We start from the raw sequence: 13,648 nt of genomic DNA on the forward strand, positions 1-13,648 counted from the left end.
TACCCCGGTGACGGCAGTCCGGCAAGCCGTGCCCTCACGCGGTCAACTCTGACCGAAACCGGGAGTCACGGGCACGATTCGCAAGAGGGCTGCGGTCATGCCGATCAGCGTCTCGACCTCCGCACGACTGTAGGCGTAGTCCCTGGTGCCTCCGTCGACATGCAACGCCCCGCTGGCTTGGTCTTCCAGTGCCGATCGGATCAAGGCCCACCGGTCTTCTGCAGTGCGGTCCTCTTTCTTCTTTGGCGTGGGCCAGTTCCAGCCGCTAGTCGTCCTGATCGTCTCCAGCGCCTTGCGCACCTGGGCCATCGCACTGTCGATCTCGTTGCCACCGAGTAGCCGCTGGGCCTCGCGCAGGAAGTCGGCGACCGCCCGGCGCGGTTCGTCGTCCGCCGGGAAGGGAATCACCATCTCGGCACCGAGCGTGCGGCCGAGGCTGGCAAGTTGCTGGCGCCACCGGCTTTCGGCGATGCCGATGTACTCGGTGCCCTCGGGTCCGCCCGGAAAGCCGGAGCCTTGCGGTAGGAAGCCGCGCACCTGCAACTCTAGGCGTAGGTCACCAACGCGGTGCTGTTCAAGGGCCAGCAGTTGAGCGTGATGAGATATTGCAGAGTCTCCGGCCGGATCTCCCCGGTGGGCTGAAAGGGGACCGACACGTTCGCTGAGGCGAGCGGCACGCGCGGGCCGGTGTCCCGAGGAGCGTAGAGGGTCGTTTCCAGACACAGCAACTGCCCAGCGTCCTCACCGATCTCGGGGATGCCGACCTGGAGCTGGAGATGAACGTAGTGCGTGCCCATCCCCTTGAAGATCGATACGGTGTCGGGCGAAACGTTCAGGTTGTAGGTCCCGAGTCCTGCGGCGAATCTCAGCTGAATCACAGCGGCGCTTCCCTCGTCTCCTCCGTCGGCCAGGGTCCTGATTGTGCCGCCCGAGAGTCCCAGAGCTAGTCGGTTTCTTCGGCAAGTCGCGGCTGGGTCTGGAATCGTCTGCGCAGCACATCCGAGGCACTGACCTCGTTGGGCAGTGTGACACGAGGCCGGCGCTGATACTGGGAAGCCCAGCTCGAACAAACACACTGACAAGTTCATCGCGCCCATGCCCTGGCCGATGCATGGCAGGCCAGGGCATGGTTGAACTTCGGGGCTCCGGCTTGGTTCGGCGACCGATCCGTTCAAGATCGCGGTCGACCATGTGAGTCGCGGGTGGGGATGCCGCGTTCACAGAGTTTGGTCAGCACTGTGGTGTGGTCGACGTTGAGGTGTTCGCCGACCCGTGCCAGTGACCAGCCAAGCTTGTAGAGGTGGATCGCGTCGTCGACTTCGTCAGGGGAGAGGCCGCGTCGGCGCATCTGCACGCCGTGCCGGTGGAGGATGTTGCTGACCGTTCGGCGGTCGATGCCGAACCGGGCACCCAGCTCGTAGGTTGTGGCGCCCGTTAGGTAGCCCTGGATCAGCGCTTGGGTCTGGTCGGTGTCGAGTTGCCGTGCCGGACCTGGTTTCGGCCGGTCAACGGGCGGTAGAGCGGGTGTCGTGGGGTCGGCCAGCATCCGGAGCAGGGCTTCCAGGGCTTCTACCTGGGGTTTTGTGTTGTAGTAAGTTCCCCCAAGGTCCACAAGTTCTAGTAGCGTTCCGCAAGGTGTCTAAGGTGGACACCTTGCATGGCCTGCTACAACACCGCGTTCGGCTCTTGGCAGCCCAGTCGACGGTGGTCGATCTCGCCACTCACCTGCCTGATTGGACCAGGACGAAACTGGAGTGCAGGCTGGGCAGCGGCAAGAAGCCCTATCAGCATCTACCGAGTCCAACATCGCGGTTGTCCTAGAGATCCCACTCTGTGCTTAGCACTTCCACAAGCTCCTCCTGCCGCCGCTCCAACAACTCTGGCGTCCACTCGTCATGCTGCAAAACCTGGATGGTCAGGACGAACGGCGCTGCACCCTTCCGGCCAGTGAAGTACTTGCTCTTCTTCTTCGCGAAGTCGTAGTTTTGCGCTTCCGAGTTCTTCGCTCGGTTGAGCAGCACCAGGTTCGCGATCCGGTGGGTCCAGTACGCCCGGGCGTCGTTGCTGAAGGCCTCCAGCCAACCCGAGCCCTGTTTCGGTGACTGCGGGAGAACATGCTCGACCGTGATCAGCGGGTGGTCGTATGTGACGCCTGGACTTTTGGCCAATGTCTCATCAAGCCGGAGTAGCACGTACTTGCGAACCTTGGTCACGAGATAGAGTTCGCCGCCGAGTCGCCGGACAGTCTCGTCCTTCTCCTCTTCGCTGAGCTGCAAGGCCGGAGCGTCAAGCCCTTGGCCGGCAACCAGTTCTCGCAGCAGGTCTGCGTAGCGTTGGGTCCGCGGACTCGTGTAGATGCGCCGGATGAACATGCTCGCAGCAATCCGCTCCAAGGCGCGGAAGAAGTCATCGAGCCAATCCGGGTCATCGCCGTGTTCGCGCACTGCCCACAGGGCCGGCGGACGCCAGTCGTTGTTGTCCAGCTGCTCCAAGCGCTTGAACCAGGCGTTGACCTTCTCGGCACCGCTGGCAGCGGTGTAACTCTGGTCGCGAACCTGCTCGTAGGCGTCGGCGTACGGCACCAGCACGTCATCGACGAAGACTGCCCCGTTGCCCGGCAGGTAGTGTACCAGCACCTGTTCCGGAAATTCCTTCAGCAGTTCGCGCCGCGCACGTTCCCTCGCGAAGATGACCCGGAGGTGAAGGAACAGGTCGGCAAAGTCTTCGCGTCCGAGCGCCTCTTCAGCGTTCTCCCACTTGGCGGCATAGGCGCCTGAGGCTCCGTCCGTCAGGTTCCCAATAATGAGCGACTTGAAGATGTCCGCGGGCGAAAGATCGAGACCGCGGGCGTTCATGACGCTGAAGATCCGATGTGCACTGTCAAGATCGGGCGTACTCACCACGACCAAGAAGGTGCGTTCACTGAGCATGCTGACCAGCTCAAGGCGCTGCTCTTCGGTCCACTCCGTCAGCGCGGCATGGAGTGCTCTCGCGTTGGCTTGCAGGGCTGTCTGCGCGTCTGTCCTGAGTCCGTCCGTCTTCATCGACAGCAGGTCTGCGATCGAGCCTGTGTTCTGGACGCGCTCGCGGAAGAAGGCGGCATCCTTGTGCCGGAGGGCAAGACGAGGCTTTGGCTCTAGTTTGCGGATCTTGTTACCAGGTTCAGCGATCATCTTCTCGAGATCGACGCGGATTTCGTCGTCGACGGATAGGTCTCGGAGTACAGCCAGCAGGATCGTCAGCGTGGTCAAGCGTTGCTGGCCGTCGATCACCTCGGCGTCGGAGCTGTCCCCTCGTTTGACGAGGACGACCGACCCGAGGAAGTACGGCTCGTCGTGATTTCGATCGAGCGCGTCGACAAGGTCGTCGAGCAGCTGTGTGGCCTGCTCGACCTCCCAGGCGTAGGGACGTTGGTAGTCAGGGATGCGGAAGTCGTAGTCGCTGCAGAACACCTTGTATAGCGGGACTTCGTGAGCCTCAAGCCGTTGCATGCAATCGTTCTTCCCTCGTTAGTCGCAGACAGGCGCCAGCCCAACCCTGCCTCTGTGGCTCCTCTGTCGGCTGGCAGTAGAGCCTGTTTCAGGCGAAGCGAGAGATAGTGAATGTGTTGCGCTATTGCAGCCTCGCCGTGACCAGTGAGTTTGTAGTTGATCTGGGGACCGTACTGCGTGATGGCTCTCCTCTGTCACGATTTGAGAACCGTGCAACGTTCGCGCGCTAGCCACCGATTGAGTGTACGAGTCTTCCTGACGAGGAGAACAACGTGTGACACGAGGCTTCCGGTCGACCAACCTTTTTGAACTGCCAGCGCAGGAGCCCGCGCCGAAAAGACCCCTTCGGTAGTTCTGCGCGCAGCAGCGAGGGATGGGATTTTCGAGATGGTCGCCTACTCGGTGTATTCCCACCTGCAGGGTTTATAGGTGAATGGCTATCAGCGTTGCGGTGAGGCAAACATCGTCCGCTAGTGAGGAGTATTGAAAGTGGGTAGACACACGATAATCGGTGCCGAAGGCGAGTCAAGTGGCAACGATTCGTACGCCGGGCGGCCTAACATCGCCTTCGCTGGCCTCACCGCTGCCGGAAAGACTACTCATGCCCGTCTACTGGCTGAAGCGCTTGACTATAAATATGTTTCGGCCACTAAGATACTCCTTGAAGTTATCGGCATGAATGATCCAGATCAGGAAAATGTGTGGTTCGATAATCTCGATAGCATACAGAAGCGACGTACAAGCGACGAGATAGACGACGAGCTTGAACGAAGGCTACTGGAGATCGCGATTGGTTCGGACGGGCTTGTTCTGGACACGTGGGCCATGCCTTGGATATGCAAGGCACCGATGATTCGACTTTGGCTCGAATCCGATCGCCTGTCGCGCACTTGGAAGTGCTTCGTGTCTCAGGGGGCGAACCCGAGCCATGGCCTCGTTGAATGCAGCCGACTGATCGATAGGAAGGACTTAAGCACGCGCTCGATCTTCCTTCGCAGGCATAAGTTCGATCTTTTGACGAGTCGGGGAATCTTCGATGTAGTCTTAGAAAATACGTGGCTAATAGAGGAGCCCACTCGCGCCTCCACCGATCGAGGGATTGCACAGTTCCATCCCGTGGTTCTCTCCGCTGTTCGGTCGTTACTGGCGGGCGACCAAGGACTATTGTCGCGCGAGATGGCGAACTGGTCCCAACAACAGCGGGAATGTCTGCGTCGTACTTCGCGCCGGCGAAGCGAGGCTGCATGACTTCGAGGCATGTGGATGACGACTTTGCTACTGAACTTCTGGCTCTATATAGAGATCGTGTGACTACATACGAGCTGGGACTCAAGAGGGTCGCCGACGCGTTGTCGGCGATTACGAGGGATCGGACTCTGTTCAACTTGAGTCAGCAACGACGATTGCGGGTGGAACCTGGACGAATCAAGGAAGCTGATCGGTTGCTCGCCAAGTCTCAGAATCCAAAGTATGCTGGTCGAATCAAAGATCCATCAGATGTCTTTGATGTCATCACCGATGTAGCAGCCACGAGGGTAACCTGCAATACTGTGCGGGACGTGCAGGCAATAACTCGTGCAGTACAGAACTCGGCTACTCTGCCGCCGCCAGCTGGCATAAGTAAAGAAAAGGTGTCTGAAGACTACATCGAGCAACCGAAACCCAGCGGCTACCGAGCGGTCCATCTTTTAGTTGAAGTCGACGTTCCGCAGGGGAGTAAATATGTTCCGGTGGTTTGTGAGATTCAGATACGGACGCTGTTGCAACACTCTTGGGGTGAACTGACGCACGAAGATACCTTCAAGCCTGGTGTACGTGTTCCGCAGCTCGTTACGTCGCTCAGCAAACGGTTGGCCACGGCATTAGCTGTGCTGGACGAGATAGCTCAAGATCTCCGGGACGAGCTTGAGAAGATTGAAGTTGGAACTACCTCACAGTACCCGTTAGATGAAACTGCGGCCGACGGCCGGGCGACCCGTCCTGTCCCGAAGCCGCGCGTGTCAATCGATATGCTTCGGGAAGTGTTCGAGGAAGTCATTGGCCGGACAATGAATCTAACATCTTCTGAAGAAGAAGCGATTCAGAAGAGCTTCTCCCTGGCAGGCTTGACTGACCGGTCACATGTTCTTAATTCTCTGATTGCGGCGAGTAAGGCAACGAGAGAGGCGTTTGTGCTACACCCTGTACAACTGAGCGACTCTGACATGCTGTCCGCTGCCTCTAAGTATTCTGAACATGAGGACCGTGCTGTTGCGAACGAAGTGTCAAGGCTGGCGGCTGTCAAGGAAGAGCGCATTAGTTCCTTGCAAGAGTTTGAGGATACATACGCTCCGGGCGAGGTATTCATAGGGACGCTTGTACGCGTAGCTTCTCGCTATGCCTTGGTGCAGCTATCGACCGGTGAGACTGCTGTTCTGTCGGTCAGACATCTTGAGCAGGGTAAGCCGACGCGAGTTGACCTTGAGGATGTCATTAGCCCTGGCGAGTCAATCAGAGTCGAGGTCGTTAACGTAAGTCCTCAGGAGCACCGAATTGAAGTGCGACCAGTCACGGACATTCTTGGCAGGAGGGAGTCATGACAGATGGTCCGATGCCGATAAACTGGGACCTATCAGTCTCAGAGGCTAAGCAAGATCAGCAACGCGTGAAAGCTGGCCTGGTCCATCAGCCTCTTCAGCTTAGTGACCTTCCGTACGCGCTTGCCGTCGGGGTTGCCTACTCTGAAGGCGCTGGAGAAGCGGTAGCGGTCTGTACCTCCATGCTAATCTCCGGCTCGCAAATTGACCCTGACTCATACATGGTCTCCCGGGCATTGAGTGACTTCCCGTATGTTGCGGGTTTCTTCGTATATAGGGAGGGACCGGCGATTTGTGAGCTCCTAGATTCACTGCCCGGCCTGCCACGATTGATTGTCTTCGATTCTCAGGGAGTAGCTCATCCCCGCGGCCTCGGCTTGGCGGCGCACATTGGTGTTCTGTACGATGTTCCGACAATCGGAATCACCAGAAAGCTGCTCAGTGGACGCGCGAGCCCGGTTCCGTCACGCGACGGTGCTACTGCGCCAATAAAGGGCAGGAGCGGTTCGGAGATTGGCATTGCGGTTCGTTTCAAGGGGCGATGTGAGCCTGTCTATTGTTCTCCTGGCCATCGAACTGACCTTGCGACGATTAAATCGTATTGTCAGGGTGTACGCGCTGTGAGAAGCTGTTTTCCGGAGGCGCTTGCATTAGTGCATCAGAAAGCAAACATACTGGCACGTGAACCACGCTAGTATCTCATTAAGTAAAGGAGAGGTATCTTGAAACTGCATCTGGTTACGGGAAACAAAGGCAAGGTTGTTGAGTTTTCGCGCATGCTGGAAAGGCCTCTGGAATCCGTGAAGTTGAATCTTCCTGAGACCCAGGAGGTAGACGTTGTAGCCGTGGCGAAAGCGAAGGCGGAGGCGGCGTATGCACAGCTGCGAGAGCCAGTGCTAGTGGATGATACAGGTCTGACGGTCCATGAATGGGGCAAGCTTCCTGGGGCCTTTATTGCGTGGTTCTTGGACAATGTGGGAAATGAGGGCATCATTAAGATGCTGTCGGGCTGGGACGGTCGAGACGCCTCGGTGACCACCGCAATTGGGTTCTGCGACGGCACGACGACAAAGGTCTTCGAGGGTACAGTGAAGGGAACTATCTCCGAAGCAGTACGAGGTGGCAACGGGTTTGGTTACGACCCGATCTTTATTCCGATCGGATCAAACAAGACTTTTGCTGAAATGACAGATGACGAAAAGGACAAGGTATCGATGCGTCGTCTGGCTCTCGAGCAGGTGAAGAGCTGGCTGGTGGAAAACGCATGACAACGCGGCATCAGGGACGCCTCAGGGATGACTGTTGCTACCGCGTTATAGCTCGAGCTCGATGATCGCTAGCACATGGTCACAATAGCAGCTGTGCACCAAAGCTAGCACATTGAGAGCTTCGTACACTTGATCTGGCAGCGCGGGTCGGCTCGTTTCCCAAAAGCAGCAGCCAAGGACACTTCTTCGTTTCTAGGATATCGCTAGGGGGATGTGTCAGCTGTAATGTTGCGCTTGAGTTTGTTTGGCTCGTGCACGGGCTTTCTGTTTCGCGGTTGAGGTCTGGACGGATTGTCGGCAGGTATGGTAGACGCCGGTCGAGACCGCGAGTAAGTCCTGGAGTTCGCTCAGGAGGCGTAGAGGGCCAGGCCTGCGCAGGGCTTTGGAGTGTGGCGGGCAGTCTTATCGCTCCCGCCCGTGCGTATCCCGCGTCTTGACTCCTCGCTCTCGCAGCCGGTTGTGCACCGTCGTCGCGTCAACATGCATCCGTTCGGCGATTCGCGCCAACGACCAGCCGGCCTCCTACAAGCCGGACTGCGTCGTCGGTCTGCTCAGGAGATAGCCCGCAGCGGCGCATCGGCACGTTGTGGTGATGGAGGGTCTGGCTCACTGTCCGCCAGTTGATCCCGAACTCCTCACCGAGCTCGTACACGGTCGCACCGGACCGGTAGCCAGCGATGAGCCCCTGGACCTGCTGCTCGTCGAGCTGCCTCGCAGTGTGGGGGTCGCCGACCTCGTCGTGTCGGACGGGGTGGAGTCGTCCGGCCCGGCAGCTTCTTGAGCAGTGCTTCTAGTCTGCTGACCAGGCACCACGTGTTGTAGTGGCGTCCCCAAGGTCCGCCTGTGAGGACTTACTAAAACAGGGCCAAATCAACGCCCACAGTAGAATCCGACGCGCTCCGTTCCGCGACCACCACCATCGCTGCGACCGGTCAAACAGCGGCCTAACGTCATCGACGCGACGAGTACACCGCCCATTGAACCCCGACACCACCGATCGGAGCCGCCCGTGGGCATTGGCCCACACAAAGATCTACACGAACGAAGTCGACATCCTGGAGCAGACAGGTGACCCTATTTCGTGACGTTGATCATCGTGCTCCAGATCTGTCGTCGACCATCCATTTAGGACCGAGAAACAAGATCAGCCTCTGAACCTGTTTATCCAGGTCAGAGGCTGATTTTTGAAAATTCACCACCTGTGGAGCTGAGGGGATTCGAACCCCTGACCCCCACACTGCCAGTGTGATAGCGACGCATATTCGGCACGCCTGGGTGCCCCAACGGGCGGCCACCTGTGGCATCGACGTGGCCTGTTCGGCCGCCGGTTGACGGGGCATCGTCATCAGCCAATCCGGAAATTCTTGCTGACGGGCGTGCTCCAGGAACGGACTTCGCACTTCCTTGAGGGATTGACTCAGCCCGGCCAGGCGTTGCTCGAGGTCCGTCCTACTGATCGGCCGACGCCAGAAGATCATTCTCGCGATCCACCAAGGATATTTCCGGATCATCGTGCGCGCGCCGAGGGACTGGGCGTCCGCGCACGGTCGCGTCGATCCGCCACCTTGTCCCGCGCCTGGCGAACGAGAATCCTCCGCGGGGCTACCGGCGTATCCACGACGAACTCGTCATCCTCGGTATCCCGATCGCCGCCTCTACGGTGTGGGAGATCCTCAAGACGGCCGGTGTCGACCCGGCTGCGCACCGGGTCACGGTCACGTGGGCCGACTTCCTGCGATCCCAGGCCGAGGCGATCTTGGCAAGGGACTTCGTCGAAACCGTCACCTTGACTGGCGTGCGTCAGTACATCCTCGTCGCCATCCACCACGCGAGCCGGCGTGTACACGTGCTCGGCACGACCGCGCACCCCACGCACGCGTGGGTGACGCAGGCCGTCCGCAACCTGCTCATGGATCTCCACGACGCCGCACACCTCGCGCGGGTCAGGTTCCTCATCCGCGACCGTGACGCCAAATATCCCAGTCTGATCAGCAAGACCCTCAGCAGTGCTGGGATTACCACGGTGCTGACCGATGTCCGGACGCCCCGCACGAACGCGATCACCGAACGCTGGGTGAAGACATTACGGGCCGAACTGCTGGACCGCACGCTGATCTGGAACGAGACCCACCTCCGGCACGCACTTCATGGGTACGAGCGACATTACAACCTGCACCGAACCCACCGATCACTTACCACCGCAGCACCTCTGCGCGCCCTGCCGCCGACACTCGAACCCGGCCAGATCGAACGCCTCACCGCCCACCGACACGATTGCCTCGGCGGAATCCTCCACGAATACCAACGTGCCGCTTGACCTTGATGGACGTGGTTTCGGCACGCACAGCCCCCGATGATGGCTCCATGCGGCGTACACGCGCGAGCCTTGTGCGCATTCTCCACCTGCGTCGACGGAAATATTGGTTCATAAAGATTAGATAACAGCCCTGGAAAAGTGGGTAGTTTTTCGGAGTCGGGGGGTGTCACCGGGCGCCAGGTACCGCAGCGCGCATCCCACAGGTACTGCGAGGACTTCATGACCCAGTCCGAACCCTCCGCGAGCCGCGGTCCGACGCGGCGTGGTGACACCACCCGCCCGGCCAGCACCCGCACAGGCTCCCGCCGCGGCGGCGACCGCCGCCCGTATCCGACCCCGTCGACCACCACCCGGGTCAGCCCTGCCAAGCCCGGTTCCGCGAGTACCCGCCCACGGACCCGCGGGTCGGCCGCGACGCCGACCCCGGCGACGGTCTCGGCTCCGATCGACCTGAGCACGGCCTGGCCGCACCCGATCGTCCACACGATCGTCAGCTCGTTCAGTAAACCCGGCAGCCGGGTCGCGCTCCTGCCCTGGCCGACCGACGACGGCCACACGCGACTGACCCCGGTCGGCGCGGACGGCGTGATCGACCGTGCCCGGCAACCGAGCCGGACCACGCACTGGCCGAGGCACTCGCCGCCGTCGAGGGGCTCGACCGGACCGGCCGCGTGGTGCGCGTCGCGGCGGACCCGACCACCGCTTAAACGCACTGGTCCCCCTCGCGGATCCGCAGACCCCACGTCCTTAGTGATCTCTTAGTGGATGGACAACAGCCATGCCACCAGACGCCCAACGCGACAACACGTTGACCAAGCGCCTCATCACCACCTGCATCCGCATGTTCGACGTCGCGAACGGATCCCACCGACAAACCCACGCCTCAACACAGCTACTGCGCGCCTACCACGCATACAACCTCGCCACAGCACGAGCCGCGACCGAAGAACTGGTGCGCGCCGGAGACGTACCCTACGGCCACCGCGCGCAACGCGTACGCCTCTGCCCAACCAGTGGGGCGCCGCGGTGGCGAACCCGCTTGAGGACCGAGCCCGTCGAAGCATCCACCGTGCAGATGATCTTCCTGTGGCGCGCGACCGAACGCCTGCCCATCAAGGAAATTCGCCGACGCCTGACCGTCGCGCGGTACCCAGAACCCCTGGATCAGCACACGGGCCATCCCGGCGCATGGACAGATGCTGCCGTGCGGGTGATCCTGCGCAACCCGAAGTACCTCGGCCGCCAAGTCTGGGGACCTACCAACCACGGCATGCGGGTGCCACGATCGAAGTGGGTGTGGTCGGACACCTGGGCGCATCCGCCCATGACCCCTTTCGAACAGCTCACCAACGCCAACCGCCGCTCCCACCCGATCGCCCCACCACGTACGGGCAACGAGTAGACCGCCATGAACACGTCATCTTCCCCTTCACCCCAGCCGTTCGATCACCATCTAAACGGGGCCGACACCATCACAACCCAGTCCGACAACGCAGCGACCACAGCAGGCACCGATTCAGGCCAGCTGTTGTTCACACCAGCACAGGCCGCCACCACCCTGCAGGTGCGGGAGTCGTGGCTACGTCGACGCGCGGCCGAACGCCGAGTTCCCTGCACGTTCCTCGGCAAGCACTTGCGCTTCTCCCGCGCGGACATGGAAGCGATCATCGCCGACGCGCGGAGACCGTCCGCCGCGTCACGCATACGAACGTCCACCAGCGATCCCCTGCGTCGCTAACTAGAAAACCTCTGCCCGGCAGGAGATTTATGCGATCGGGTGACCACATACCGCTGGCTCTCTTCAGCGAAACGAGCGTGAATACCCACTGCCCGAACAACGGACCACTGTCCGCAAAGGAGACTCCACAGTGGCATGGATAGAACGACACGGAGACGGCTTCCGAGTCCGCTACCGACTCGACGACCGCTCCATCATGACCGAACCCGGCTTCGACACCCGCGACGCCGCCCAAGACCGGATCGACGACCTCAACTACGAACAGCGAAAGGGGACATGGGTCGACCCCCGAGCCAGTCAGACACTGCTCGGCGAGTGGGTGACCACCTGGTCCGCAGCCCACGACGTCAGCGAAGGCACCTGGGCCAAGTACAACTCACACCTGGCAAACCACATCCTGCCCAAATTCGGCGACACCGCCATCGGCGACATCCAACGCCTAGCGGTCAAAGGCTGGGTCAAATCACTACGCCGCACACTCGCCGAAGCGACCGTCGCCGACGTCGTCACCATCCTCTCGATGATCCTCGGCGAAGCCGTGGAGGAAGACCTCATCACCGCCAACCCCTGCCGGAAACTTCGAATCAACCGAGACGGCGGCCCGGAACGACCCCACGCCGCAGGCTGGCAAGTCGTACGCATCGCCGAACGAAGCCGCCGACGCGAAGACTGGCTGCTCATCATCACCGCCGCCTACACCGGCATGCGCTGGGGCGAACTCGCCGCCCTGCAAACGATCAACCTCCACTTCGACGAACCAAGGATCATCGTGGACCCCGACAAAGGCGCCCTGCACGAAGTACGCGGCACACTCGTCCTCGGACCACCCAAGACCGCAGCCAGCGTCCGAACCGTCCACCTGCCGCCATTCCTCGCCGCGCTGCTACGCGAACACCTCGACAACCACGACCACCGATTCGTGTTCACCGGCGCAGACGGCGGACTGCTCCGGCGCTCGAACTTCCGCAACCGGGTCTGGCTTCCCGCCGTCGAAGGCTCAAAGACCCGAGGCTTGAGCCCGCTGTTCCCCGGGCTGCACTTCCATGACCTGCGCCACACCCAGAAAACCTGGCTGATCGAAGATGGCGTCCCCGAGGTCGCCCAGGCCGCCAGAATGGGACATCGACTCCCCGGAGTGCGGGGCATCTACTCACACGTCAGCCAAGCCATGATCGACCTTCTACTCGCCGCGCTGGAACGGCGATGGGAGCAAACTGGGAGCACCGGACCAGTGACCACTACCGAAGCTGAAATGGGTTCAAGATCATTTGCTCCCAATTTGCTCCCAGGACAGCAGAAGGCCTGCCGGTGATGATCACCAACAGGCCGTCTGACCAGTGTGTATAACTGGTGGGCGATACTGGGATTGAACCAGTGACCCCTACCGTGTCAAGGTAGTGCTCTCCCACTGAGCTAATCGCCCGAGGCGCAGGCGGGAATCGAACCCGCGTACAGGGCTTTGCAGGCCCTTGCCTAAGCCACTCGGCCACTGCGCCAGTTCCTGCTTACTTCTCAGGAGTCCGGCCGGCCCGAGGGGCCGACGCCGAGCGGACGACGGGACTCGAACCCGCGACCCTCACCTTGGCAAGGTGATGCGCTACCAGCTGCGCTACGTCCGCCTGCCCCAGCTTCGTTCCGGGCTTGCGGCCCGTCTCGGTGGTGCGTGAACAACTTTATCCGACCCCCGAAACCAGTTTCAAAGGGGGGTCCCTTTTTCTGTTTGCTCAGGTCAGGTCGTTGGAGATCAAGTGCGTCAGCGCCTCGTCGACGTTGACCCACGTGTGCTCGTTGCCCGGCACCACCACGTCGTAGGTTCGGTCGAGGAAGTCCGCCAGCTCCTGCGCCGACGCCTCGAACACCGCGTGGCCCGACGGCGAGCTCAGCTCGATCACCACTACTTCCGGGTCGTCGACCGCGGGCCTGATCCGCACGTCGCCGTCCCCCGCCTCGGCGATCAGCCCGTCAGCCAGCAGGTCACGCGCGAACACCCATTCCACCCAGCCTGCCCGGCCCGTGCGGAACGCCGCGACGACCGCATACGGGTCGCGGGTGTCATAGCGCAGCTCGACCTTCACCGGCACTGCCGGTGTGCGTGGCGCAAGCAGGTCGAAGACCGCCGTTGAGCGGAGCGTCACGTGATCGTTGCGCATCGTCGCTACCCTTCTTCTCCCTTCCCAGCCATGGAACGACTGAGCTCCAGTCCTGTGACGCCGCGGTTTCGCCCTTCGACAGCATTTCGGCCGATCTTCACCCGTTCG

Annotated in this window: 13 protein-coding genes and 3 tRNA genes; 8 read left to right on the plus strand and 8 right to left on the minus strand. The window is 60.9% G+C overall.

Features of this window, described 5'->3' with window-relative positions; translation table 11 throughout:
* Nucleotides 1–42: 42 nt before the first annotated feature.
* The 4 genes from AOZ06_RS40175 to AOZ06_RS40190 all read right to left on the minus strand — a co-directional run bounded on the left by AOZ06_RS40175 (nucleotide 43) and on the right by AOZ06_RS40190 (nucleotide 3,491).
* Nucleotides 43–537, minus strand: a complete 495-nt coding sequence (locus AOZ06_RS40175; RefSeq protein ID WP_157233511.1) for a hypothetical protein — start codon at nucleotides 535–537, stop codon at nucleotides 43–45.
* Between the two features lie 8 nt (nucleotides 538–545).
* Nucleotides 546–878, minus strand: coding sequence for a hypothetical protein (locus AOZ06_RS40180; protein ID WP_054294152.1), 333 nt, complete (start codon nucleotides 876–878; stop codon nucleotides 546–548).
* A 293-nt stretch (nucleotides 879–1,171) separates the two neighbouring features.
* The gene (locus tag AOZ06_RS40185; RefSeq protein ID WP_225953019.1) at nucleotides 1,172–1,546 is read right to left on the minus strand and encodes a helix-turn-helix domain-containing protein; all 375 of its coding nucleotides are present in this window, start codon (nucleotides 1,544–1,546) and stop codon (nucleotides 1,172–1,174) included.
* Between the two features lie 271 nt (nucleotides 1,547–1,817).
* Entirely contained in the window at nucleotides 1,818–3,491 is a 1,674-nt protein-coding gene (locus AOZ06_RS40190; RefSeq protein WP_054294154.1) for a DUF262 domain-containing protein, read from the minus strand.
* 489 nt (nucleotides 3,492–3,980) lie between these two features.
* Between AOZ06_RS40190 and AOZ06_RS57250 the strand changes: the two genes are divergently transcribed.
* The 8 genes from AOZ06_RS57250 to AOZ06_RS40215 all read left to right on the plus strand — a co-directional run bounded on the left by AOZ06_RS57250 (nucleotide 3,981) and on the right by AOZ06_RS40215 (nucleotide 12,702).
* Nucleotides 3,981–4,739, plus strand: coding sequence for a cytidylate kinase family protein (locus AOZ06_RS57250; protein ID WP_157233512.1), 759 nt, complete (start codon nucleotides 3,981–3,983; stop codon nucleotides 4,737–4,739).
* Between the two features lie 59 nt (nucleotides 4,740–4,798).
* A complete protein-coding gene (locus tag AOZ06_RS55220; protein ID WP_169799045.1) occupies nucleotides 4,799–6,070 on the plus strand; it encodes a hypothetical protein in 1,272 nt (423 codons plus the stop codon).
* An 11-nt stretch (nucleotides 6,071–6,081) separates the two neighbouring features.
* The gene (locus tag AOZ06_RS62360; RefSeq protein ID WP_225953757.1) at nucleotides 6,082–6,762 is read left to right on the plus strand and encodes an endonuclease V; all 681 of its coding nucleotides are present in this window, start codon (nucleotides 6,082–6,084) and stop codon (nucleotides 6,760–6,762) included.
* Nucleotides 6,763–6,789: 27 nt separating this feature from the next.
* On the plus strand, nucleotides 6,790–7,335 hold the full coding sequence (gene rdgB, locus AOZ06_RS40195) for an RdgB/HAM1 family non-canonical purine NTP pyrophosphatase (protein WP_218921862.1): 546 nt from the start codon (nucleotides 6,790–6,792) through the stop codon (nucleotides 7,333–7,335).
* A 1,660-nt stretch (nucleotides 7,336–8,995) separates the two neighbouring features.
* Complete coding sequence (locus AOZ06_RS40205; protein ID WP_236951900.1) at nucleotides 8,996–9,652, plus strand: transposase; 657 nt, start codon at nucleotides 8,996–8,998, stop codon at nucleotides 9,650–9,652.
* Nucleotides 9,653–10,430: 778 nt separating this feature from the next.
* Nucleotides 10,431–11,054 (plus strand): recombinase family protein, encoded by a 624-nt coding sequence (locus AOZ06_RS40210; RefSeq protein WP_054294158.1) that lies wholly within the window; start codon nucleotides 10,431–10,433, stop codon nucleotides 11,052–11,054.
* 6 nt (nucleotides 11,055–11,060) lie between these two features.
* Nucleotides 11,061–11,390, plus strand: a complete 330-nt coding sequence (locus AOZ06_RS62365; RefSeq protein ID WP_417999914.1) for a helix-turn-helix domain-containing protein — start codon at nucleotides 11,061–11,063, stop codon at nucleotides 11,388–11,390.
* A 196-nt stretch (nucleotides 11,391–11,586) separates the two neighbouring features.
* Nucleotides 11,587–12,702: a tyrosine-type recombinase/integrase gene (locus tag AOZ06_RS40215; protein ID WP_063810200.1), complete on the plus strand. Its 1,116-nt coding sequence runs from the start codon at nucleotides 11,587–11,589 to the stop codon at nucleotides 12,700–12,702.
* 36 nt (nucleotides 12,703–12,738) lie between these two features.
* On the opposite strand, the gene AOZ06_RS40220 is transcribed toward AOZ06_RS40215, so the two are convergent.
* From AOZ06_RS40220 to AOZ06_RS40235, 4 genes are all read right to left on the minus strand, one after another.
* Nucleotides 12,739–12,813 (minus strand) — tRNA-Val (locus AOZ06_RS40220).
* Between the two features lies 1 nt (nucleotide 12,814).
* Nucleotides 12,815–12,886, minus strand: a tRNA-Cys gene (locus tag AOZ06_RS40225).
* Between the two features lie 50 nt (nucleotides 12,887–12,936).
* A tRNA-Gly gene (locus tag AOZ06_RS40230) sits at nucleotides 12,937–13,009 on the minus strand.
* 105 nt (nucleotides 13,010–13,114) lie between these two features.
* The gene (locus AOZ06_RS40235; RefSeq protein ID WP_033393736.1) at nucleotides 13,115–13,540 is read right to left on the minus strand and encodes an SsgA family sporulation/cell division regulator; all 426 of its coding nucleotides are present in this window, start codon (nucleotides 13,538–13,540) and stop codon (nucleotides 13,115–13,117) included.
* Between the last annotated feature and the right edge of the window lie 108 nt (nucleotides 13,541–13,648).

The organism is Kibdelosporangium phytohabitans, assembly GCF_001302585.1.
In the GTDB taxonomy this organism is placed as follows: domain Bacteria; phylum Actinomycetota; class Actinomycetes; order Mycobacteriales; family Pseudonocardiaceae; genus Kibdelosporangium; species Kibdelosporangium phytohabitans.